Annotated in this window: 22 protein-coding genes; 11 read left to right on the top strand and 11 right to left on the bottom strand. The window is 73.8% G+C overall.

Annotated elements, in window-relative coordinates:
- Nucleotides 1–14: 14 nt before the first annotated feature.
- Entirely contained in the window at nt 15–482 is a 468-nt protein-coding gene (locus OIE12_RS26080) for a hypothetical protein (protein ID WP_329139310.1), read from the bottom strand.
- A complete protein-coding gene (locus OIE12_RS26075) occupies nt 460–1,104 on the bottom strand; it encodes an ATP-binding protein (protein WP_329139308.1) in 645 nt (214 codons plus the stop codon). The genes OIE12_RS26080 and OIE12_RS26075 overlap by 23 nt, the downstream gene beginning before the upstream one ends.
- A gap of 346 nt (nt 1,105–1,450) precedes the next feature.
- Here OIE12_RS26075 and OIE12_RS26070 point away from each other — a divergent pair, with 346 nt between their 5' ends.
- On the top strand, nt 1,451–2,326 hold the full coding sequence (locus OIE12_RS26070) for a helix-turn-helix domain-containing protein (RefSeq protein ID WP_329139306.1): 876 nt from the start codon (nt 1,451–1,453) through the stop codon (nt 2,324–2,326).
- A 95-nt stretch (nt 2,327–2,421) separates the two neighbouring features.
- Nucleotides 2,422–3,237 (top strand): SAM-dependent methyltransferase, encoded by an 816-nt coding sequence (locus tag OIE12_RS26065; RefSeq protein WP_329139304.1) that lies wholly within the window; start codon nt 2,422–2,424, stop codon nt 3,235–3,237.
- Nucleotides 3,238–3,593: 356 nt separating this feature from the next.
- Here the strand turns inward: OIE12_RS26065 and OIE12_RS26060 are convergent, their stop codons facing one another.
- Together OIE12_RS26060 and OIE12_RS26055 are read right to left on the bottom strand one after the other, a co-directional pair.
- On the bottom strand, nt 3,594–5,420 hold the full coding sequence (locus OIE12_RS26060) for an aromatic amino acid ammonia-lyase (protein WP_443053909.1): 1,827 nt from the start codon (nt 5,418–5,420) through the stop codon (nt 3,594–3,596).
- Between the two features lie 13 nt (nt 5,421–5,433).
- Nucleotides 5,434–6,390, bottom strand: a complete 957-nt coding sequence (locus tag OIE12_RS26055; RefSeq protein WP_329142221.1) for an ABC transporter substrate-binding protein — start codon at nt 6,388–6,390, stop codon at nt 5,434–5,436.
- Between the two features lie 453 nt (nt 6,391–6,843).
- On the opposite strand from OIE12_RS26055, the gene OIE12_RS26050 reads away from it, so the two are divergent.
- Genes OIE12_RS26050 through OIE12_RS26035 form a run of 4 tightly spaced genes read left to right on the top strand, consistent with a single transcriptional unit; the run spans nt 6,844 to nt 11,337 of the window.
- Nucleotides 6,844–9,804, top strand: a complete 2,961-nt coding sequence (locus OIE12_RS26050; RefSeq protein WP_329139302.1) for a sensor histidine kinase — start codon at nt 6,844–6,846, stop codon at nt 9,802–9,804.
- The gene (locus OIE12_RS26045; protein ID WP_329139300.1) at nt 9,801–10,277 is read left to right on the top strand and encodes a roadblock/LC7 domain-containing protein; all 477 of its coding nucleotides are present in this window, start codon (nt 9,801–9,803) and stop codon (nt 10,275–10,277) included. Before OIE12_RS26050 ends, OIE12_RS26045 begins: the two co-directional genes overlap by 4 nt.
- A gap of 36 nt (nt 10,278–10,313) precedes the next feature.
- Nucleotides 10,314–10,754 (top strand): DUF742 domain-containing protein, encoded by a 441-nt coding sequence (locus OIE12_RS26040; RefSeq protein ID WP_329139298.1) that lies wholly within the window; start codon nt 10,314–10,316, stop codon nt 10,752–10,754.
- On the top strand, nt 10,741–11,337 hold the full coding sequence (locus tag OIE12_RS26035; protein ID WP_329139296.1) for a GTP-binding protein: 597 nt from the start codon (nt 10,741–10,743) through the stop codon (nt 11,335–11,337). Before OIE12_RS26040 ends, OIE12_RS26035 begins: the two co-directional genes overlap by 14 nt.
- Before the next feature lie 11 nt (nt 11,338–11,348).
- Here OIE12_RS26035 and OIE12_RS26030 read toward each other — a convergent pair whose 3' ends face one another.
- A complete protein-coding gene (locus tag OIE12_RS26030; protein ID WP_329139294.1) occupies nt 11,349–11,834 on the bottom strand; it encodes a helix-turn-helix transcriptional regulator in 486 nt (161 codons plus the stop codon).
- A gap of 252 nt (nt 11,835–12,086) precedes the next feature.
- On the opposite strand from OIE12_RS26030, the gene OIE12_RS26025 reads away from it, so the two are divergent.
- Nucleotides 12,087–13,016 (top strand): alpha/beta hydrolase, encoded by a 930-nt coding sequence (locus OIE12_RS26025; protein WP_329139292.1) that lies wholly within the window; start codon nt 12,087–12,089, stop codon nt 13,014–13,016.
- A gap of 38 nt (nt 13,017–13,054) precedes the next feature.
- Here OIE12_RS26025 and OIE12_RS26020 read toward each other — a convergent pair whose 3' ends face one another.
- From OIE12_RS26020 to OIE12_RS26000, 5 genes are all read right to left on the bottom strand, one after another.
- Complete coding sequence (locus OIE12_RS26020; RefSeq protein WP_030381332.1) at nt 13,055–13,720, bottom strand: ABC transporter permease; 666 nt, start codon at nt 13,718–13,720, stop codon at nt 13,055–13,057.
- Nucleotides 13,717–14,481, bottom strand: a complete 765-nt coding sequence (locus tag OIE12_RS26015) for an ABC transporter permease (protein WP_329139290.1) — start codon at nt 14,479–14,481, stop codon at nt 13,717–13,719. The genes OIE12_RS26020 and OIE12_RS26015 overlap by 4 nt, the downstream gene beginning before the upstream one ends.
- Nucleotides 14,478–15,602: an ABC transporter ATP-binding protein gene (locus tag OIE12_RS26010; RefSeq protein ID WP_329139288.1), complete on the bottom strand. Its 1,125-nt coding sequence runs from the start codon at nt 15,600–15,602 to the stop codon at nt 14,478–14,480. The genes OIE12_RS26015 and OIE12_RS26010 overlap by 4 nt, the downstream gene beginning before the upstream one ends.
- Before the next feature lie 141 nt (nt 15,603–15,743).
- On the bottom strand, nt 15,744–16,631 hold the full coding sequence (locus OIE12_RS26005; RefSeq protein ID WP_329139286.1) for an alpha/beta hydrolase: 888 nt from the start codon (nt 16,629–16,631) through the stop codon (nt 15,744–15,746).
- 41 nt (nt 16,632–16,672) lie between these two features.
- Nucleotides 16,673–17,245 carry a quercetin 2,3-dioxygenase gene (locus OIE12_RS26000; RefSeq protein ID WP_329139284.1) on the bottom strand — a complete coding sequence of 191 codons (573 nt, stop codon included), beginning with the start codon at nt 17,243–17,245 and terminating at the stop codon, nt 16,673–16,675.
- A gap of 90 nt (nt 17,246–17,335) precedes the next feature.
- Here OIE12_RS26000 and OIE12_RS25995 point away from each other — a divergent pair, with 90 nt between their 5' ends.
- Nucleotides 17,336–17,782 (top strand): MarR family winged helix-turn-helix transcriptional regulator, encoded by a 447-nt coding sequence (locus tag OIE12_RS25995; RefSeq protein WP_329139282.1) that lies wholly within the window; start codon nt 17,336–17,338, stop codon nt 17,780–17,782.
- 232 nt (nt 17,783–18,014) lie between these two features.
- Here OIE12_RS25995 and OIE12_RS25990 read toward each other — a convergent pair whose 3' ends face one another.
- Nucleotides 18,015–18,569 (bottom strand): RNA polymerase sigma factor, encoded by a 555-nt coding sequence (locus OIE12_RS25990; RefSeq protein WP_329139280.1) that lies wholly within the window; start codon nt 18,567–18,569, stop codon nt 18,015–18,017.
- Nucleotides 18,570–18,614: 45 nt separating this feature from the next.
- Between OIE12_RS25990 and OIE12_RS25985 the strand changes: the two genes are divergently transcribed.
- The 3 genes from OIE12_RS25985 to OIE12_RS25975 all read left to right on the top strand — a co-directional run bounded on the left by OIE12_RS25985 (nt 18,615) and on the right by OIE12_RS25975 (nt 22,354).
- Nucleotides 18,615–20,090: a serine/threonine-protein kinase gene (locus OIE12_RS25985; RefSeq protein WP_329139278.1), complete on the top strand. Its 1,476-nt coding sequence runs from the start codon at nt 18,615–18,617 to the stop codon at nt 20,088–20,090.
- A gap of 295 nt (nt 20,091–20,385) precedes the next feature.
- Entirely contained in the window at nt 20,386–21,150 is a 765-nt protein-coding gene (locus OIE12_RS25980) for a DUF4232 domain-containing protein (protein WP_329139276.1), read from the top strand.
- A gap of 214 nt (nt 21,151–21,364) precedes the next feature.
- Nucleotides 21,365–22,354, top strand: a complete 990-nt coding sequence (locus OIE12_RS25975; protein WP_329139274.1) for a sugar ABC transporter substrate-binding protein — start codon at nt 21,365–21,367, stop codon at nt 22,352–22,354.
- Nucleotides 22,355–22,433 lie beyond the last annotated feature (79 nt).

Genomic DNA, 22,433 nt, shown 5'->3' with positions numbered 1-22,433 from the left:
CGGCGGCGGACGGTTCAGCCCACGGCGGCCAGCGACCACTGCGGGGTGATGCCCGCGAGACGGCAGGTGAGGAAGTACAGCGGGATCGGCGGGGTGTAGGGCGAGTCGTGATCGGGCCGGTGAATCAGCCTGACCCGGCCCGCCGGCCCGGGAAGCGGCGGTCCGGCCGGCGCCGGGCGGCCCGGGTCCCGCTGTCCGGCGAGCGCCGCGCCGACCGCGTACCGCGTGGAGGACGGCCAGGCCACGCCGATCTGGGAACCGGTGGGCACAACCCACCACCACTGGCGGTCGTCGGCGAAGACGCAGCCGATGCGGGGCAGGCAGTCCATGATCCGTCTGCCGTGCTCGGGAGTAGTGCCCACCGCGTCGTGGCCGAGCCCGCCGGACAGGTCGTCGGGGATCGGCAGACCGAGGGCGCCGAGGGACGGGTCGGGGGCCGACCCGGCCCGGAGAGACGGGTCAGGGGTGCGCTGAGGGTTCATGCGGGTGCGGTCCTTCGGCCAGGTGGGGGACGGGCCGGATGTCGTGCACGGAAGCGGAAGCGGGGGCTGAGACGGGGAAGGGCGCGGCGACGACCGGGGTGAGGCCCGTGGTCGGCACGGGGACGGCGCCCTGGTCGGCGTCCTCGTCGGCGTCCTCGAAGTCCTGGTCGGGGGGCTCGGGGAGCAGTTCGGCCCAGACGATGCGGCCGGGCCCGTAGGGGCTGTCCCGTACGCCCCAGTCGCTGCTGAGCACGCCGACGAGCATCAGCCCCCGGCCGCCCTGGTCGTCGGGGCGGGAGATGCGCTGTTCGGGCAGGGTGGGGCCGCGGCTCTCGTCCTCGACCTCGACGCGGATGCGGTCACCGTCCGTGCGCAGCCGGCACACGATGCGGTCGCTCGCCGTGTGCATCACCGCGTTGGTGACCAGTTCCGAGGTGACGAGAACGGCGTTGTCGCAGGTCTCGGGGCCGAACTCCCACTCCTCCAGGAGGCCGCGGACATGGCCGCGGGCCAGGGCCACGGAGGCGGGGGCGGCCGGGAGGCCGAAGATGCCCGCCCGGGGGGCGGGCCGGCCGGGACCCGGGGGCCGGCCCAACGGCTGCGGGGAGGGGGGCGGAGCCATCGCCGTTCGCCTTTCGTCTGCCGTCGCACCGCGGACGGTGCCGGTGCGCTGCCGCCCGTACGTCGTCGCGGGTCCTGGGTGGCCCGCCATGGTCGCGGGGCCCTGTCGGCCCGCGCCGGAACGGAACCGGCAGCAGTCCCGTGTCCCCCCACCGGACTGCGCGTGTCGCCGTTCGCCGATGCCTGACGGTATGGACACTGTGGCACCTGCCAACGACGGCCCGCAACCGGCAAGTTGAAAATTGCAATTCGTGAGGCACAGGGCGCTTCGACGGACGGGCGATCGTGACAGACTGTGACCCCGGACCTGATGTGAGCCGGCTGTGATCCCGACGTGAGGGGGTGGCGTGAGCACGGAGACCGACTGGGGCGGAGCGCCGTCCGTGCTGCGCATGATCCTCGGCCGTCAGCTGGAGGAGTTGCGCAGCCGGGCCGGGCTCACCTTCGAGGAGGCCGGTGAGGCGATCGGCGTCAGCCATTCGACGATCCGGCGGATGGAGTCCGCGAAGGTGGCCCGGCTGCGGCTGCCGGACGTCGAGAAGCTGTTGCAGACGTACGGCGTCACCGACCAGCAGGAGATCGACACGTTCCTGAAGTCCGCGCGGGAGGCCAACAAGCGCGGCTGGTGGCACACCTACCGCGATGTGCTGCCGGACTGGTTCGCGGCGTATCTGAGCCTGGAGCAGGCGGCGTTGCAGATCCGCGCGTACGAGCCGCAGTTCGTGCCGGGGCTGTTGCAGACGGAGGCGTACGCACGGGCGCTGCTGACCGCGGGGAACCCGCACGCGTCGGCCGAGGCGACCGAGCGGCGGGTGCAGCTGCGGATGCGGCGCCAGGAGCTGCTGTCGCGGCCGGCGCCGCCGCGGGTATGGGTGGTGCTGGACGAGACGGTGCTGCGGTGGCCGGTGGGCGGTCCGGAGGTGATGCGGGAGCAGCTCGACCATCTGACCGAGGTCAACCGGCTGCCGCAGGTGACGGTGCAGATCATGCCGTTCGCCAACGGTCCGCACCCGGCGATGCGGGCGGGCGCGTTCCATGTCTTCCGGTTCCGGGCGCGGGAGCTGCCGGACATCGTGTACCTGAACGGGCTGGTGGGCGCGGTGTATCTGGACAAGCAGGACGACGTGGTGGTGTACCGCGAGGCGCTCGACCGGCTCGGGGCGCAGGCGGCGCCGGCCCGGAAGACGGAGTCGGTGCTCCGCGAGATCCGCAAGGAGCTGTGAACTCGGCTGTTGCCCCGGGGACTTGAGGGTTTCCGGAAACTCCTGGTCTCCTGTGGTCGTTGTCACTGCACCTACGACGTGAGGGGAGGGCCGCGTTGCCCGACAACGGATGGCCTGCCGACCGTATCGACACCGAGAGCGCGCACTCGGCGCGCATCTACGACTACATCCTGGGCGGTAAGGACTACTACCCGGCCGACAAGGAGGCGGGCGACGCGATGTCGCGGGAGTGGCCCGCGCTCCCGATCCACATGCGTGCCAACCGCGACTGGATGAACCGCGCGGTGCGGTGGCTGGCGGAGGAGGCCGGGATCCGGCAGTTCCTCGACATCGGCACCGGCATCCCGACCTCCCCCAATCTGCACGAGATCGCCCAGTCGGTGGCGCCCGCGTCACGGGTGGTCTACGTCGACAACGACCCGATCGTGCTCACGCTCTCCCAGGGACTGCTGGCCAGCGCGCCCGAGGGGAAGACGGCGTACGTCGAGGCGGACATGCGGGATCCGGGGAGCATCCTGGACGCGCCGGAACTGCGGGAGACGCTGGACCTGTCGCAGCCGGTCGCCCTGACGGTCATCGCGATCGTCCACTTCATGCTGGACGCGGACGACGCGGTGGGCGTCGTACGGCGGCTGCTGGAGCCGCTGCCGTCCGGGAGCTATCTGGCGATGTCGATCGGCACGGCGGAGTTCGCTCCGCAGGAGGTCGGGCGGGTGGCCCGCGAGTACGCGGCGCGGAACATGCCGATGCGGTTGCGGACGATCGACGAGGCGCACGAGTTCTTCACGGGGCTCGACCTGGTCGATCCCGGGATCGTCCAGGTCCACAAGTGGCATCCGGACGGGTTGGGCGAGCAGGGGATCCGCGACGAGGACATCGCGATGTACGGCGCGGTCGCCCGAAAGGGCTAGCCCCTTCCGGGCGGGGCGGGGGACGGCGCGCGGGCCGGCCCCCGGCCACCGCCCCGGCGGACGGACGGGCGGGGCGGGGCCCCTCCGGGGCGCTGGTGACTCGGGGCCGACCCGGCCCCGCGCCCTTGCGGGCGGTGCCGTGCGTTCTCGGGTGCGGGTGGAGTGTGGTTGCTCGCGCAGTTCCCCGCGCCCCTTGAAAGCAGGGGGCACCCCCTGGCTTCAAGGGGCGCGGGGCTGTGTCTGATGTGCGGCTCCGCCGCGGGGCGCGACCAGCCCCCACCGGTGTCAGTCGACAACGCGACCCAAGCTCCCCTCCCCGGGGCGCAGGGGCGGAGCCCCGCACGCGCGGCCGGCCGCTACAGCGCGGCCAGATGCCGTAGCCGCTCCGCCGCCGCGGAGACGTCCGCCGTCAGCGGACGATCCTCCGTCGCGGCCGGCAGCCCCGCGGACGCGAGGGCGAAGGCCGGCACCTCCCGCCCCGCTCCGCTCAGCCGCAGCGCCCGCACCGCCACGACCAGCTCGCACGCCAGCACTGTCCGGTACGCGTCCACCGCCCGCAGCGCCTGACGGGCGGCCTGGGACGCGAACCCGGCCGCCTCCTCCAGACCCTGCGAGAGCACGGCGTGGCCCGCCGACGCGGGAGCCGCCGACGCGCGCAGCTCGGCGAGGGCGGAGTGCGCGGTGTACTCCAGGATCATCGTCCCGGAGCTGCCCGCCGGGCCCTGCGCGAGGAAGGCCGGCAGCCCGGTGAGGTCCGCGCGCCCGAGCGCGGACAGCCGCGCGGCGGACAGCTGGGCGGTGCCCAGCAGCGCGAGGTCCGCCCCGTCGAGGGCGAGGCCGAGGGGCGCGGCGTAGAAGCCGCCGTGGTGGTACGCGGCGTCGTCCGCCGGGGCGATGAGGGGGTTCTCGGTGGGGCAGTTGATCTCGGTCTCGACGACGTGCCGCAGCCGGTCGGCGGCGTCGAGCGCGGCGCCGTGCACCTGCGGGAAGGCGCGGAAGCCGAACGGGTCCTGGATGCGCCGCCCGCCACCGCGCGACGGCCGGTCGGGCAGCCCGAGCAGCCGCCGCACCTCGGCGGCCGCGCGGGCGGGGCCGGGGTAGGGGCGCACGGCGTGCACGGGCGCGGCGTACGCCTCCGTCGCCCCGGAGACGGCGACGAGCGACAGCGCGGCCACGGCGTGCGCGGCCCGCAGCAGGACGTCCAGCTCATGGCAGGCGAGCGCGGCCTGCCCGAGCGCGAGCGCGTTGCTGCTGAGCAACGCGAGCGCGTCCCCGGGCCGCAACGTCACGGGGGTAGGCAGACCCGCCCCCGGAACACCCGAGGCGGCGGCCTCCGGCGGGACGGACGGGGACGACGGCCCCGCAGCACCGGTCGACTGCGCCACGGGCGGGACACCCGCCGGCAGTTCCGGGACGTTCGGCGCCTCCGGGCTGCCCGCGCCATTCCGCGGCCTGCGCGGCACCGGTATCGGGGAACCGTCCCGGTACGGCGACGACGGGTGCCCGCCCGTTGCCCACGAGGGCCCGCCCCCGTCGGTGCGCGCGGACGGAGGCGCCGCCGGGGCCGCCGCCCGGCCGGTCGCCGTTTCGGCGGTCCGGTCACCGCCCAGCCACGGGCGTTCGCCCAGCAGGGTGAGCGCCGTCTGGGCCAGGGCCGTCAGGTCGCCCGTGCCGACCGAGCCGTACTCGCTGATCGACGGGTGGACACCCAGCCGCAGCGCCTCGGCGAGGGCCTCGACGAAATCGGGGTGGATGCCGGAGCCGCCGGCCAGCAGCTGGTTGGTGCGGACGGCGAGCATCGCGCGCGCCTGCCGGGCCGGCAGTACCGCTCCCCCGCCGCCCGCGTGGCTGCGCAGCAGCCGCAGGCCGTGGGTGGCCTGGTCCCCGTCGTCGACGGCGACCTGCCGGTGCGCGCCGACGCCGGTCCCGCGCCCGTACAGCCGGCCGCGCGCGGCGAGCCGCTCGGCCGCCTCCCAGGCCCGCCGGACCCGGGCCAGCGCCTCGGCCGTGACGACCGGCGCGGCATCGTTGTCGGCGAGCCGCACCACACCGCCGACGTCCAGCCCGGCACCGTCCAGGACGACGCGGGCCCCGGCCGGGGAGGCGGAGGCGCCCGCGTCCGGCACCGCCCGGGTGCCCTCCGCGGAGGGCACCCGGGTCGGCTCGTCGGCGGTCGTGCTCACCGGTGGTGGGCCGTCAGTCGAGGCCCGCGGACTTCAGCCATGCCTTGGCGACGTCCAGCGGGTCCTTGTTCTCGAGCTGCACCTGCGCGTCCAGGTCGAGGAGCGCGGCCGTGTCGAGCTTGGCCGACACCGCGTTCAGCGCGTCCGCGCCCTCCTTGGAGAGCCCGCCCTTGTAGACGAGCGGCTGGACGTTCTCGAACCCGAAGAGGTTCTCCGGGTCCTGGAGGACGACGAACTTCTCCTTGGTGATGGTCGGGTCGGTGGTGAAGAGGTCGGCCGCCTGGACCGTGTTCTTCTTCAGCGCCGCCTGGGTGAGCGGACCACCCGCGTCGAGCGCCTTGAAGGACTTGAACTCCACGCCGTACACCGACTTCAGGCCCTTGAGGCCCTGCTGGCGGGTCTGGAACTCCGGCGAGCCACCGATGACCAGGTCGGACGCGATGTCCTTGAGGTCGGCGATGGTGGACTTGTCGGTCAGCCCGTGCTTCTTCGCGGTGTCCGCGTTGACGGTGACGGAGTCCTTGTCCTGCGCGGCGGCCGGCTCCAGGAGCTCCAGCTTCTTGTCGAGCTTCGCGTTGATCGCGGCGGTCGTCTCGGCGACCGTCTTCGGCGTGGCCTTGGCGTCGAGGTACGCCAGCAGCGCGCCGTTGTACTCGGGCAGCACCGTGATGGAGCCGTTCTTCAGCAGCCCGTACGTCGTCTCGCGGCTGCCGATGTTGGGCTTGTAGCTGACCTTGACGCCCTTGGCCTTCAGCGCCTCGCCGTAGATGTCGGCGATGAGGATGCTCTCGGCGAAGTTGTTGGAGCCGACGACGACCGTGTCGCCCGACTTCTCGCCCGCGAGCGGATCGTCGCTCTTGTCGTCGGAGCCGCACCCCGCCGCCAGGAGGGCCGTGGCGGCGGCGAGCGCTACGGCAGCCGCTCCGGATCGTCTCGTGCTGGACCTGCTGCTCTTCGCGGTAGTCACAATTCCCGTTCCGGAACTCGGGGGTGGAGGGTGGAGGGACGGCACGGCCGCGCGGGCGGGACCCGGGGCACATGCCGAGGACGACGGTACGCGTCATTCCGGCACCGCACCTGACTGATCCAATCCAGCCGCTTCTTCATCAGTCAAGTGTCTTCCGGTCAACACGTGACTTCTGTGGGTGACTTGTTGTGAAGATGTGGTGTGTGTTCCCCGGTGGGACTGATGGGGTTGTAACGGATTCTTGACATAGCGTGCCCGTCAAGGATCACAAGAGGCGGTAGTCTCACCGAAGTTGACCACGGGGAGCGGTGTGGCCGGCATGGGCGCGCGGGGGTCGCCCGGTGGGGATCCGCGGTGCCCCAGGTGCCCCTGCCCGAACCGATCAGCAGCCGATCAACATCCGAACAGCGGTTTCGTGAACCCTGCGCGCCGTGATGACGCCCACAAGGAGGCTCGGTGTCCACGAACGTGGTGGACTCGCCCACCCCCGCGCCGGCACCGCCATCGCCGCCGCCGAGCGGTATCCGTCGATTCGCCGACCGGTGGCCGTTCCGGCGCAAGCTGAACGCCCTCGTCGGTGTCCCGCTCGCGGTGGTCGCGTTGCTGCTGTCGTACCTCATCGCCGACCAGGTGGGGCAGGCCCGCGACGCGGCGGACGCGGCACAGCTCGTACGGGACAGCGTGCAGGTGGCCGCCCTCGTCGACCAGGTGCAGAACGAGTACCAGCAGGCGATCCTGCTCTCCGTAAGGTACGAGGCCGCCGGCAGCGGCGAGAAGCCGTCCACCACGGGGTACCGCAAGGCGCAGGCGGCCGTGGACGCGCAGGTGGAGAAGGTGCGCGAGGCGTTCGGCGACCGGCTCCCCGACACCGAGGCGCAGGCCCTGCGCGAGGTCAACGGTCTCACCAGCCTCCGGGAGAACGTCGAGGCCGGCTATCTGCCCGCCGACAACATCGACCCCACGTACACCAGCGTCGCCAAGGGCCTGATCGACGGACTCGGCCTGGACCGCAACGCCGCGCTCGCCGCCACGTTCACCGGCAACATGCTGGAGTCGCTGCTGCGTGCCGACGCCGCGCACAGCGCGTTCGAGACCAACGTGTTCTCCGCGACCACGGGTGACAGCAACGCGCTGATCCAGTTCAACAGCGCCGTCGGCGCCTACCAGCTGTACACGTACCAGGCCGACCGCTTCGGCCGCTTCGCCACCGAGGCGCAGGCCGACGAGCTCGGCGGCATGGAGCGCGACGGGCCGCAGGCCACGATCGCCCAGCAGTACGCCGAACTCCAGGTCGATCCGAGCGCGCTCCAGGCCAAGGGCCCCGCCCAGCTGCGCCGCGCGTTCACCTCGGCGCTCGGCACCTACCCGGACTACCGCGCCCAGGCCGAGTCCCGGCTGAAGATCACCACCTCGCTGACCGACCAGATCGCCGGCCGGGCCGACGACGCCTCCTCCGACGCCTGGTGGCGGGCCGGCTGGCTGCTCGCCGCGGCGCTGCTCGGCTTCGTGCTCTGGCTCGGCTTCTCGGTCGCCGTACGGCGGTCCGTGGTGCGGCCGGTGACGGCGCTGACCGGGGCGGCGAAACAGGTCGCCGAGGTGGCGGGCCGCGAGCTCGCCCGGGTGGCCGACGACGACGCGGAGGACGCGGGGTCGCCGCGGCTGAGCGAGGTGCCGGTGGCCGTGCGCGACGAGATCGGCGAGCTCGCCGAGGCGTTCAACCATGTGCAGGGCACGGCGGCGGCGCTGCTGGAGCGGCAGGTGCTCAGCCGGCGCAACGTCGCCGAGATGTTCGGCAACGTGGGGCGCCGGGTCAGCAACCTGACGGCACGTCAGCTCGCGCTGATCGACGCCGTCGAGCGCGGCGAGACCGATCCCGCGCTGCTCGACCGGCTCTACCGCATCGACCACATCGCCGTGCGCCTGCGCCGCAACGCCGACAGCCTGATGCTGCTGGCCGGCATCCGCGAGACCGTGCTGGACTCGGGGCCGACCGCGCTCACCAACGTCGTACGCGCCGCGCTGGGGCAGATCGAGGGCTACCAGCGGGTGGTGCTGCGGGCCGACACGGAGGTCATGGTCGAGCCGGACATCATCGGCGACCTGACGCTGATGGTGGCCGAACTGATCGAGAACGCGGTGGCGTTCTCGCCCGCGCGCAGCCCCGTCGAGGTGGCGGTGCGGACGGACGGCGACGGCGCGCACATCGAGATCGCGGACCACGGTCTGGGCATGAGCGCGGAGCGGCTCGCCGAGGAGAACGCGCGGCTGGTGCGCCGCGAGCGGCTCGACCTGGTGCCGACGAAGGTGCTGGGTCTGTTCGTGGTCGGCACGCTGGCGCGCCGCTGGGGTGTGACGGTGACGCTCTCCCGCACCCCGGGCGGCGGCGTCACCTCCCGCATCGCGCTCCCGTCCGCACTGCTGCTGACGCTGAGTCCGCTGTCGGCGGACGCGCCGGCACCGTCGGCGTCCGCCGACGGCGGACGGCCTGCGGGCACGCGGACGGCGGCCCCGGACGGTGCGCGCGCGGTCGCCGGAAGCCCGGCGGACGCCCCCGCGGTCGCGCCCGCCGAGCCCCGCAAGGCCCTGCCGGCGGCGTCGCGGGCCGCACGGCCCGCGGACCCCGCCTCCTCGGGAGCCGGAGAGCACACCGGCCGCACCCCGACGTGGGCCGCCCGCCGCGCGGCGGAGGCCGCGGACGCCGGTCCCGCCGAGCCGGTGCCGGCCGACGGGGACCCGCTCGTCCCGCTCCCCCGCCGTGTCCGGCGCCGGGACGCGGAGGAGGCGGCCCCCGCCGAGCGGGCGCCCGAGGCCGACGGCCCGGGCCGCCTCCCGGCCCGGCCGGGCACCTCGCGGCGGGCACCGGAAGAAGCACGCCCCACCGGACGGACCGGTTCCGCCGGGCCCGGCCCGGAGCCCGCCGGTCACGGCACCCGGGCGCCGCTCGTACCGCGACCGCGCACCGAGACCCCCCTGCGGGCCGAGCGGGACCGGCCGTATCTGACGGAGGGCGCCGGGTACGGAACGGAGCCGGGCCCCGCCCCGCACCGCGACGACGAGGTGCCCGGTGGCAGCGGCTCGCCGCGCCGGACCGACCCCGGCGTACCGCCCGCCCCCGACGGCGAGGCCGTGGCCGGCGGTGTCCGGCCGTTGCGGCGGCGGGTGCGGGGGGCGACCCTGCGGACGACCCTCGGGGACGCGGGCGCGGGGAGGGCCGCGGAGCCGCTGCGGCCCGCCGACGCCGAGGCCGTCCGCGACGCGCTCGACGAGTTCGAGGCCGCCGTCGCCCGCGCCAACCGCGACGCGGGGGCCGAGCCCGCCGACGGCCCACGTACGCTTCCCTCCGTATCCCCCACGTCCTCAGCCACCCCCCGCGCCACGCACGACCAGAACCACCTCCCGGAAGGAGCGGAGCAGTGACAACGTCGACAGGTGACACCTCCATGGGCGGGGCCTCGCCGACGGACCTGCGGGCTGCCGCGGCCGACTTCACCTGGCTCCTGAACCGTTTCGCCACCGAGACCGCCGGCGTCGTCGACGCCATCGCCGTGTCCTCCGACGGTCTGCTCATCGCCGTCTCCGAACTGCGCGAGCACGCGGATTCGGAGCGGCTCGCCGCGATCGTCTCCGGCATCACGAGCCTGGCCTCGGGCGCTTCCGGGAACTACGGTCTGGGCGGTCTCAACAAGGTCATCATCGATCTGGAGGGCGGCCACGTGCTGGTCTCCGCGATCGGCAGCGGCGCCGTCCTCGGCGTGGTCACCGACAAGGAGGCCAAGCTGGGCAACATCGCCTACGAGATGACGCTGTTCGCCAACCGCGCCGGCGCCGCGCTGAGTCCGCAGCTCGTACTCGAACTGAAGAACAGCGTCGGCGCCGCGTCGGCGGGATGACCGGTCGCCGCCGGGTCGAGGGAGGAAGAATCACCGATGGCGGACGGCCACGCGCCCGCCGGCGCGCACGGCTTCACCGGCCCGGACGGCACCCCGGTCGGCCCGGCCCCCGCGGTCCGGCCGTTCCTGGTCACCGCGGGCCGGGTGGCGGGCACCGCGTCCGGCCGCCCGATCCCCGTCGAGACCCAGGTGGTGGCCACCACCGCGGGGATCGAGGCGCTGGAGCGGCTGTCGTTCGAGCAGCACGACATCGTCGCCGCCTGCCGGCGGCCGCAGTCCCTCGCCGAGATCGCGGCCCGGCTGAAGCTGCATCTCAACGTGGTCCGCGTCCTGGCCGAGGACCTGCGCGCCGACGGACAGCTGTCGGTGCACGTACCACGTACCGACATCGTCCGCGACGCTTCCGTACTGCGAAGGGTTATCGATGGCCTCCGTGCCATCCCCGACTCCCGGGGGGTACTCCGTGACTCCGACTGAACCGGCCGCCCACGGCGGCGCGGTGACCGCCGAACGGCCGCCGCTGCCGGTCAAGCTGGTGATCGCGGGCGGCTTCGGCGTGGGCAAGACCACCGCCGTCGGCTCCATCTCGGAGATCGAGCCGCTCACCACCGAGGCGGCCATCACCGAGGTGGCGGCGGGGGTGGACGACCTCAGCCACACCCCGGCCAAGACGACCACCACGGTCGCGATGGACTTCGGCTGCATCACCATCGACCCGACCCTGAAGCTGTACCTGTTCGGCACGCCCGGCCAGGACCGGTTCGGGTTCATGTGGGACGACCTGGTCGAGGGCGCGGTCGGCGGACTGGTCATCGTCGACAGCCGGCGTCTCGACGACTGCTACGCCGCCGTCGACTACTTCGAGCACCGCGGCATCCCGTTCGCGGTCGCGCTCAACGCCTTCGACGGCACGGTGGAGCACTCGCTGGACGAGGTCCGCTGGGCCCTGGACATGGCCGACCAGGTACCGGTCGTGGTCTTCGACGCCCGCGAACGCGGCTCGGTGCGGGACGCGCTGCTGACGGTCCTGGAACTGGCCCTGGCCCGCACGGAGGGGTGACTTCCGCCCTCTCACCGTCCGTCCCCTTCCGCGGCGTTCCGCCGGTACCGGCTCGGGGGCGTGCCGACGACCCGGCGGAACGCGTGGCTGAAGGAGCTCTCCGAGGCGTAGCCGAGGCGCTCCCCCAGCGCGGCGACCGTCGTGTCGGAATCGCGCAGCGCCTGCCGGGCCAGCCGGACGCGCCAGTGGGACACGTACGCCAGCGGGGTCTGCCCCGCGACCTCGCGGAACCGCTGGGCGAAGTGACTGCGTGACATGCCCGCCACCGCGGCCGGCTCCCGCAGCCCCCAGGGGTGCGCGGGAGCGGCGTGCACGGCCTCCACGGCGAGCCGCAGCCGGGCGTCGGCGAGCAGGCGCAGCCAGCCGGGACGCAGTCCCGCACCGCCGCGCACTCCGAGGCGCAGCGCGTGCAGCAGCAGGAGCTGCGCGTGCTGGCGCCGCGCGAACGCGGCGCCCGGCAGGGACCGGACCGTCTCCTCGACGATCCCTTCGAGCACTCACCGTGCCCCCGTAAGGGGCGCGGGGAACTGCGCGACCAGCCCCCACCCGCCCGCACCCGATGACGAACCTCCGGGGTTCAAGGGGCGGAGCCCCTTGAAGGGACGGGAAGGGTAGGGGCGGCGGGGGCGGCAACCCTGCGAGCGGGACCATGTCGGACGGGAACCCCTGAGCGCCTCGGAGGAACCCCGCCGGTCACGGGCGAGGGGCCGGCACGCGCCGTCCACCACGGGTTCGGCAGACTCCCCCGTATGGACAACACCGCATCCCCCGCCCCGGACCCCGTCACCTTCGACAGCCGTGGCGTCGCGCTCGCCGGCCACCTCCGTCTCCCGCCCGGCTCCGGCGCCGGCCGGCGCCACCCGGCGCTCGTCTGCGTCCACCCCGGCAACGGCGTGAAGGAGCAGACGGCCGGGATCTACGCCCGGCACCTCGCGGAGAAGGGGTACGTCACGCTCGCGTTCGACGCCGCCCACCAGGGCGAGAGCGGGGGCGAGCCCCGGTATCTGGAGGATCCGGCCACCCGGGTCGAGGACATCGGGTCCGCCGTCGACTTCCTGACCACCCTGCCGTTCGTGGACGAGGAGCGCATCGGCGTGCTCGGCGTGTGCGCGGGCGGCGGTTACGCGGTCAACGCCGCCATGACCGAGCACCGCATCCGGGCGGTGGGCACGATCGTGCCCGTGAACATCGGCCGGGCCCGCCGGGCGGGCGGGTCCGTGGCCGAGCGGCTCGCGGAGGTGGGGAAGCGGCGCACGGCCGAGGCCCGCGGCGGCGAGCCGTCGCTCACGGCGTGGCTCCCCGACGACCCGCAGGACCTGGTGACGGCCGGTGTCACCGACATCGATCTGATCGAGGCGGTCGACTACTACCTCACACCGCGCGGCCGGCACGAGCGGTCGGTCAACCGGCTGGCGCACCGCAGCATCGCACCGATGCTCGCGTTCGACGCCTTCCACCTGGTGGAGGAGCTGCTGACCCAGCCCCTCCAGATCGTGGTCGGCGACCGCACGGGCTCCTTCGGCTCCCGCCGCGACGGGCAGGAGCTGTTCGACAGGGTGAGGGGGCGCAAGGACCTCTTCGTCGTCGAGGGCGCGAGCCACTACGACCTCTACGACCGGCCCGAGCACGTCGGCCGGGCGGTCGAGCGGCTGGCGGCCTTCTACGCGGACACCCTCTGACGCCCGCCCCTCCCCGCCCAGCTCCAAGGACCCCCCGCTTAGCTCCGCCGCACCCCCGGCGAGACCGCCGCCCGTGCCGCCGCCCAGAACAGGCCGAGGGTGGCCAGGGCCAGGACCGCCACCAGGGTGGCGCCGCCCACGACCTTCTCGTAGTTGCGCTGGTAGAGGCCGTCGACGATGTACCGGCCGAGGCCGCCGAGGCTGACGTACGCGGCGATCGTGGCCGTGGAGACGATCTGGATGGCGGCCGAGCGCAGGCCGCTGAGGATCAGCGGGAGCGCGACCGGCAGTTCGACCTGGAAGAGGATGCGCGGCTCGGTCATGCCCATGCCGCGGGCCGCGTCGACGGGGGCCGGCTCCACCGTGCGGACCGCCTCGTAGGTGGTGACGAGGATCGGCGGGATGGCGAGCACCACCAGCGGGATCATCACCGGCAGCAGCCCGAGCCCGAGCAGGACAAACATCAGCACCAGCAGGCCGAAGCTGGGCAGCGCGCGGGCCGCGGTGGCGATGAGGGCGAGCGTGGTGCCGCCGCGCCCGGTGTGCCCGGTGATCAGGCCGACGGGGAGGCCGATCGCGGCGGCGATGGCGAGCGCGATCAGCGAGTACTGGACGTGTTCGAGGAGCCGGTGCGGGATGCCGTCGTAGCCGTGCCAGTGGGCGCTGTCGCTGAAGAAGGCGTTGATGAAGTTCAGGACGTTCATCGGGCGGTGTCCTTCACGGGTGCGGTGTCCTGCACGGCGAGCGCGGCCGGTTCGGGACGCAGGGCCGTCCCTTCCTTGGCGGGCCGGCCGAGGAGCCGGCGGGCGGGGCGGGTGCGGCCGGAGGCGGGCGGCGCCCAGGGGGTGAGCACCTTGCGCAGGAGGACCAGCAGGGCGTCGATGACGATGGCGAGGGCGGCGGTGGTGACCACGGAGTTCACCGCGAGCACGGGCCGGTGGTAGAACATCGCGTCGGCGAGCAGGTTGCCGAGCGCGCCCTGGTTGCCGATGAGGGTGCCGACGCTGACCAGGGAGATGCTGGAGACGGTGGCCACCCGCAGCCCCGCGATCAGCGCGGGCACGGCGATCGGCAACTGCACCTGGAGATAGCGGCGTACGGGCCCGAAGCCCATGGCGGTGGCGGCGGCGAGGGTCTCCTGGGGGACCGAGCGGACGCCGTCGACGATGGCGGGGACGAGCACCACCAGACTGTAGACGGCGAGCGGGATCATCACCGTGGTCTCGCTCTGACCGGTGTAGTCGATGAGGACGACGAAGAACGCCAGCGACGGGACGGCGTACAGCACCGTCGTCACCCACAGCACCGGCGGGTACAGCCAGCGCACCCGCACGCACAACTGCCCGATGGGCAGCGCCAGGACGAGCCCCGCCAGGACCGGGATCAGCGCCTCGCGCAGATGCAGCCCGATCAGGCCGAGCCAGCTGTGCTGGAGGTCGCTGGGGATGTCGAAGAAGCCGTTCATCCGGCGACGTCCGCCTTCCGGCGCTCGGCGTGCGCGGCGCGGATGGCCTCGCCGATGGTCTCCTGGGAGGCGACGCCGACGGCCCGGCCCTCGGCGTCGACGGCGACCGCCCAGCCGGTGGGCGAGAGCACCGCGCAGTCCAGGGCGGCCCGCAGCGAGTCCTTGCCGGACTCGAACGGCCTGCCGTAAGAGAGGAGTTGGCCGGGTTCGGCGCCGGGGAAGTCCTCCGGGGCGCACCAGCCGAGCGGCCTGCCGTCCAGGTCGGTGACGAGGAGGTACGGGGCGGAGTGGGCGGTCTCTCGCGCGGCGAGCTGCCCGGCGGTGGTGTCGACGGCGACGACGGGCGCGGTGGTCAGCTCCAGCCCGGCGGAGGTGAAGAAGGACAGCCGGCGGATACCGCGGTCGGCGCCGAGGAAGTCCTCGACGAAGGCGTCGGCGGGCGCGGAGAGCAGTTCGGCGGGCGGCGCGAACTGGGCGAGATGGCCGCCGGTGCGCATCACGGCGACCATCGTGCCGAGCCGGATCGCCTCGTCGATGTCGTGCGTGACGAAGACGATGGTCTTGCCCAACTCCTCCTGGATACGCAGCAGTTCCTCCTGGAGGCCCTTGCGCACGATCGGGTCGACGGCGGAGAACGGCTCGTCCATCAGCAGCACCGGCGGGTCCGCGGCGAGTGCGCGGGCGACGCCGACGCGCTGTTGCTGACCGCCGGAGAGCTGGTACGGGTAACGGCTCGCGAGCGAGGCGTCCAGGCCGACCCGCGCCATCAGCTCGCGGGCCCGGCCGCGCGCCCGGTCCTTGCTCCAGCCCAGCAGCCGGGGGACGGTCGCGATGTTGTCGACGATCGTGCGGTGCTGGAAGAGGCCCGCGTTCTGGATGACGTAACCCATGCCCCGGCGCAGCGTGTTGACCGGCTGCTTCTGGATGTCGGCGCCGTCGATCAGGATGGTGCCCTCGCTGGGCTCGATCATCCGGTTGATCATCCGCAGGGTCGTCGTCTTCCCGCAGCCGGACGGCCCGACGAGAACCGTGATGGAGCGGTCCGGGATCTCGAGCGACAGCCGGTCGACCGCCACCGTGCCGTCCGGGTACCGCTTGGTGACTGAATCTATGCGTATCAAGACGCCGCAAACCCTTCGGGTGTGGCCGGGAACTGCCTTGTTCTGGTCACTCTTCTGGTCACTGGCGAGCAGGCCGTAGGGGGAGAGTGTAGACGGCTCCTGTTGCGGCGATATGGCGGGCGGCCGGGCGGGCCGCCCTCGTCAGGCGGGGATTTCAGCCGTGTGGCGGCGGGCGAAGTCGAGGGAGGCCGCGAACACCTCCTCCACTTCTTCCTCGGCCAGTCCGACCCACACGTGGTCGGCGCCGGGTACGGGCCGGAAGTCGGCCTCGGCCCCGGCCGCGTGCAGTGCGGCGGCGAGGGCCTCGCCCTGCGCGAAGGGGACGGCGCTGTCCTCGGTGCCGTGCAGGATCAGGAACGGGGGCGCGTCGGCCGTGACATGGGCGACGGGGCTGGCGGCGCGGGCCCGCTCGGGTACGTCGGCGGGGGCGGCGCCGAGGAGCAGGCCTTCCGGCGTACCCGGGTCGGTGGGGTCGGCGGGCGTGGTGGCGAGGTCGGCCGGGCCGTACCAGACGACGCAGCCGGCCACGGCGGGCCGTGCGGTCAAGGCCAGCAGCGCGGCGAGGTGACCGCCCGCCGACTCCCCCCACGTCACGACCCGCCGCTCGTCCAGGCCGAGTTCACCGGCGCGGGCGCGCAGCCAGCCGAGCGCGGCGGTGACGTCGTCGAGCTGGGCGGGGTGGGTGGCCTCGCCGCTGAGCCGGTAGTCGGGGCAGGCGACCGCGAACCCGGCGCGGACCAGCCGGGCGAACGGGCCCGGCCGCCAGTCCCGGAACCGGGGGCCGAGCCGGTCGCGCAGCCCGGTGCGCCAGCCGCCGCCGTGCAGGAACACGATCACCGGGAGCGGCGCGGCCTGCGGCCCGGCCGGGAACCACAGGTCGAGCGCGAGGGGCCGGCTCCCGCTGCGCACGGCGTACGGGACGGCGCGCAGCAGCCGTACGCCGTCCTCCGGCTCGGCGGCGGGCGGCAGGGGGAGGGTGGCCGGGTCGGGCGGCGCGAGGTGGGGGCGGAGTGCGGGGGACGGGGGCACGGGAAGCTCCTGAGCGGGGAAGGGAGTGCGAGAGGTGCTGGTCAGGCGTCCGGGGTGCCTGTGCGCCACTTGTGGTCGGGGAGGAACGTGACGTCGTACGTCTGCGGCACGGTGGCGAACTTCTCCCGCTCGGGGATGAACGGCCGCTGCGGCAGGCCGGGCTCGTCGGTGGGGGTGCCGAGGGTCTCGAAGAACCGCTCGAAGGTGCCGCCGGGGCCCGCGGCCACGCCGACGATCTGGCTGTGGTGGCGCTCGATCCGGTAGGCGTGCGGGCAGTTCTTGGGGACGAAGCCGAAGTCGCCGGCGGTCAGCAGCTTCTCGTACTGCTCCCCCTCGGTGTCCTCGACGAAGAGGCGGACGGCGCCCTGGGTGAGGAAGAAGACCTCGTAGGTGTCGGGGTGGGAGTGCGCCGGGATGATGTCGCCCTTGGGGCCCTCACAGGTGAAGAAGTTGAAGGTGTTCTCGGTCTGCGGGCCGCCGGCGTAGACGGTGAACAGGTCGCCGAAGAGGTGGGCGCGGTCGCCGGCGCCCTTCTCGATGAAGTACGGCTTGCCCGGGTCGGTGGGGATGAGGGAGCCGGGGCGGTGGTGGGTGCGGGCGAACTCGATGGTCATAAAACGTCAGGCTACCTGACATTCGTGAGGTCGCAAGGGGGCGATCGGGGGCAGAGGAGGATGTGTACCGGCACCGTATGCTCGGGGGCCATGAGCGAAGCCCCGTCCCCCAACATGCCCGTGCTGTTGACCGGTGCGAAGCGCTGGTTCGAGGAGGCGCTGTTCGCGAGCATGCGGGCGGCCGGGGAGCAGCCGGTGACCAGCGCGCAGGGGATGGTGTTCGCCAACCTCGACGCCGGGGGGACGACGGTGGCGGAGCTGGCGCGGCGGATGGGGGTGACGCGGCAGACGGCGCACCAGGCGGTGCATGGACTGGTGGGGATGGGGTTGCTGGAGCAGCGGCCGGATCCGGCGTCGGGGCGGAGTCGGTTGATCGTGATGACGGGGGAGGGGGAGCGGGTGCATGGGCGGGCGCAGGCGACGTTGGGGGTGATCGAGGGGGTGCTGGCGGAGCGGGTGGGTGTGGCTTCCGCGGCGGCGCTCCGCGCGGCGCTCACGACCTCATGGGGCTCCCCACCGGTGGTACACGCCCCGTAGGGTTCTTCGCCCCCGCCGCCCCTACCCTTCCCGTCCCTTCGAGGGGCGCTGCCCCTTGGACCCCGAACGCGCGGGTGGGTGGGACTTCTCGCGCAGTTCCCCGCGCCCCTAAAGAGCAGTGGGGCGCCCCCTGCTTTTCAGGGGCGCGGGACTGTGTCGATGTGCGGCTCCGCCGCGCGGGCGCGACCAGCCACGGCGCACCCGCAGCCGCCCGACAAGCCGTGCCCCCGAGCTATGACGCGCCCATCAGCCACGGCCGCACGCGGCGCCGTGCTTCATGGAGCCGTGACTTGAACGTGCCCAGTGGCACACCCACCCGCTCCGCCGCCTCCGCGTACTCCAGCTGGCACAGATCCCGGTACACCAGTGGCTCCACCAGCAGCGGAGCCTCCCGTTCCAGCCGCTCCAGCGCCTCGAGGAGGTCGATCCGCGAGCCCGCGATGACGCTCGTCGTCCGCGGGTCGGCCACCTGCACCGTCTCCACCGGCGGAGCCGCCCCCTCCGCCGCCCGCCGCTTCAGCTCCCGGTACTTCTGCCGTGCGCAGTTCGCCACCACCGTGTACAGCCACGTCCCGAACCGGCTGCGCCCCTCGAACGTCGAGATCCGCCGCGCGATCTGCAGCAGCACGTCCTGCGCCGCCTCCTCCGCGTCCTCCCGGCACGGCAGGAAACGCCCGCACCGCCGTACGACCTCCGGCCGGACCGCCGCGAGCAGCTCCTCCAGCGCCGCCCCGTCACCCCCGGCCGCCCGCCGGGCGAGTTCCTCGGTCCGTGCGGTGTCCTGCACCGGGTGCCTCCTCAGACGTCGATCGGCGCCAGGCATGATAGTCGTATGCACTCGTTGGAGCGGATCGGCCGGTACCGCCTCGAACGACGGCTCGGCAGTGGTGCCTTCGCGGTGGTCTGGCTCGCCCGGGACGACGTGCTCGAAGCCCCCGTCGCGGTGAAGGTACTGGCCGAGAACTGGGCCGGCCGGCTCGACGTCCGGGAACGGTTCCTGGAGGAGGCGCGGCTGCTGCGCCGGGCCGGCTCCAGCCGGGTCGCCCAGGTCTACGACATCGGCGAACTCCCCGACGGCAGGCCGTACTTCGTCATGGAGTACGCCGACGGCGGCACCCTCGCGGACCATCCCGCGCTGGGCGCGGGCGCCCCCGTGCCCGTACCCGAGGCGCTGCGCCTCACCGCGCTCGCGGCGCGCGGCGCCCAGGCGCTGCACACGGCCGGGATCGTGCACCGGGACATCAAGCCGTCCAACGTGCTGCTGCACTCCTCCCCCGACGGCAGCGAGCGGCTGCTCCTCGCCGATCTGGGCCTGGCCAAGAGCCTGGCGCAGGCGTCCGGGCTGACGATGGCCGCGGGGTCGGAGGGGTACCGGCCGCCCGAGCAGGCCGAGCCCGGCGCCGGCATCGACGCCCGCGCCGACGTCTACGGTCTGGGCGCCCTCGGCTACCACCTCGTCACCGGTACGGTGCCCGGGCCGCCCGGCAGGGTGGTCCGCCCCGACCGGCTGTGCCCCGGCCTGGCCCCCGGGGTGTGCGACGCCCTGCTGCGCGCCCTCTCCCCCGACCGCGAGGACCGCTGGCCCACGGCGCTGGCCTTCGCGGAGGAACTGGACCGGCTGGCGGAAGCGGCGAGCGCCGTGCCCGCCCCCGAGCCCGCCCCCGGAACACCCCCCGCGCCCACACCCGAGGCCACGTCCGTGGCCGCACCCCCCTCCGTAACCACCGCCGCCCGCCGCCCCCGGAAGCTGCTCCTCCCCGCCGTCCTCGCCGCCGTCGCCGTGGTCGTCGGCGGGAGCGTCGCCGCCGTGCTGCTGCACCGGTCGCCGCCCGCGAAGGACGACGGCGTACGCGTCGCCGACGCCTCCGGACGGCTGCACGTCGAGGTGCCCGCGGGGTGGGGCGGCCAGGTGCGCGCCTCCGGCTGGGACCCGGCGGTGCTGGGGCTGCGGGCCGGGAAGGAACCCGGGCTGGCCGTCGCCGACGGCCTCTCCCGGTGGCAGGACCTGGGCTCCCCCGTCAACGGCGTCTTCCTCGGTCTGAGCGAGCACGGCGACGTCACCGCCGAGGTCGAGGCCCTCAAGCACTCCGGCTGCCACTACGACGGCGACCACGCCTGGTCCGGCGACGACTGGCACGGCGAGGTCCGCACCTGGAGCGGCTGCCCCGGCGACGACGGCTCGCTCACCGAGGCCGCCCTCACCCCGGCCGACGGCACCGCGCAGCCGCAGCTGTACGTGCAGATCCGGGAGTCCGACGGCGCCGACGCGGCCGACCGGGTGCTGGACTCCGTACGGGTCACCTCCTGAGGCGGTCGGTCACCTCCCGAGGCGGTCGTACAACCGTGCGGTCGTACGACGGACCGTGCGGCCTGTCGTACGACCGCACGCACCGGGAACACGTACCGCGACCACAGCCACGACCCGACCACGACCGATCCGAACCGGGCCCCGCCCGGACGGCCCCGAAAGCGCCCCGCCAAAAAACCTCACGCTTGCCGAACTTTCCCGCCCGACCCCGCATCGGATCTCTGTGACGGGGCAGCCTGCCGCCGTCCGCGGGCTCGCCGAGCACGCGCGATGCGACCCCAGGAGTGTTGTCGACATGGCCATCCTTCCCCCCACCTCCTCCGCTTCCCCCGACGGTTCCTCCTCCCCCACCCGGCGGTCCGCCGCCGTCCGCCGGGCCGCGGCCCTCGTCGCGATGGCCGGGGCGCTCGGCCTGGTCGCCGCCTGCGGTACGGACGACGGTTCCGCGAGCAGCCCGCAGACCCTGTCCGGCACGGCGGGACCGGCCTCCGGGGACGGCAGTACGGCGCCGGACGGCGAGGGCACCACGGCGAGCCCGGGCGGCGGGAACGACTCGGCGGGCTCCGCGTCCGCCTCCGCGGACCCCGGGAAAACGGGCGGGACCAAGGGCACCTCGGACGGCGACTCGTCGGCCGCGAAGAGCACCCGCTGCCACACCTCGGAGCTGGACGCCTCCCTCGGCCCCAACCACCCCGGTGCCGGGCAGGAGAACTTCGCCGTCGTGCTGACCAACACCTCGCACCGCACCTGCACCCTGCGCGGCTACCCGGGCGCCGCCTTCGTGGACGCCTCGGGCAAGCAGCTGGGACCGGACCCCGTGCGCACCGGCGACACGGCGAAGACGATCAAGCTGACGCCGGGGCACAGCGCGTGGGCGGGGCTGTCGTTCTCCAACCCGGAGATCAGCGAGGCCCGGACCGCGACGCCCGCGTCGCTGCTGGTCACGCCGCCCGACGAGCGGGACCACCTGTCGGTGAAGTGGACCGGGGGTGAGGTTCCGGTGTCCGGCAACTCCTCGTCGGTGAAGCTCACGGCACTGCGCGCCGGCACGGGCGACTGACGGCACACCCGACGCACGACGGCACGTGCGGCACGACCGGCGACGCCGGCGCTGGACGACGCCCGACGGCACGCGCGGGGCGACGTCGACGGCACGCGCGGGGCGACGTCGACGGCACGCGCAGGATTACGTTGCGCTCCGTGGCGGGGTGATCGCGTTTCGTCCGGAGGTAGCGTCGGCCGCCCTCCGCACGGTTGTCGAAAGGCGGTCCCCCGTGCCCTTTTCCGCACGTTCTCCACGTTTCCGAAGAGCCACGGCGGTCGCGGCCGCCCTCGGCACCGCGTGGGTGCTCGCCGGCTGCGGCGCGCAGGCGGGTGCCGGGAGCTCCCGGCACGGTCCTCTGGAGTTCGGGTTCGTCAACGGCTCGGACACCGAGTTCCACGCCTGTCTGGCGAAGGCGGTGGCGGAGCGGGCGGCGGACAACGGGATCGTGCTGCACACGGCCGACTCCCGGCAGAAGGCGTCGACCGAGCTGGCGAACATCAAGGACATGATCGCGCGCGGGGTCGACGCGATCATCCTGCAGACCGTCGACGTGACCGCGCTGAAGAGCGACATCGAGAAGGCCGACGAGGCCGGCATCCCGCTCTTCCTCACCTCGGTCGCCCCCGAGGACACCGACGGCCTGCTGGGCGCGGTGGTCGTGGACCAGGCGGCGGTCGGCAGGCTGGACGCTGACTGGGTGGCCCGGGACGCCGACGGCGCGCGGGTGAGCGTCGGTGTCCTCGCCGGCGCCCCCGGCGGCGCCTCCGACCTGCTCGTCTCGGGTTTCACCGGGCGGCTGCCCGGCACCGCGCGCGTGGTGGCGAACGAGCCCGGTATGTACGAGCCGGACGTGGCGCGCGGGGTCGCCGCGAGGATGATCGCGGCACATCCGGACCTGGACTACGTCTTCGTCGCCAACGAGGAGATGGCGCTGGCCGCCCGCAAGGCGTTCACCGCGGCCGGCGCGGACGGCGTGCGGATCGCGACGGTCAACGGCACCGACGAGGGGCTGGCCGCGCTCAAGGACGGCCGGATCTCCGCGACCGTCACCAACTCGGCCGAGCAGCTGGGCGAACTGGCGGTGGACAACGCGGTCTCCCTGCTCCGCGGCGACGACGACGGCGGCACGACCAAGCGGATCACCACCCTGCCGATCCGCCTGCTCACCAAGGACAACACGGACCTGGCCCCGCCGTACTGCCCGCAGCCGAACGAGTGAACGATATTCGCTCGGCGTTGTCGGTGCCCGGCTCTAAAGTGCTGATCAGCCCTGGGGAGCCGTTCTTCCGGGGCGGTAT

Source organism: Streptomyces sp. NBC_00670 (genome assembly GCF_036226765.1).
GTDB lineage: Bacteria > Actinomycetota > Actinomycetes > Streptomycetales > Streptomycetaceae > Streptomyces.
The sequence above is the reverse complement of the archived record's forward strand: the minus strand, read 5'-3'. Positions and strand labels throughout refer to the sequence as shown.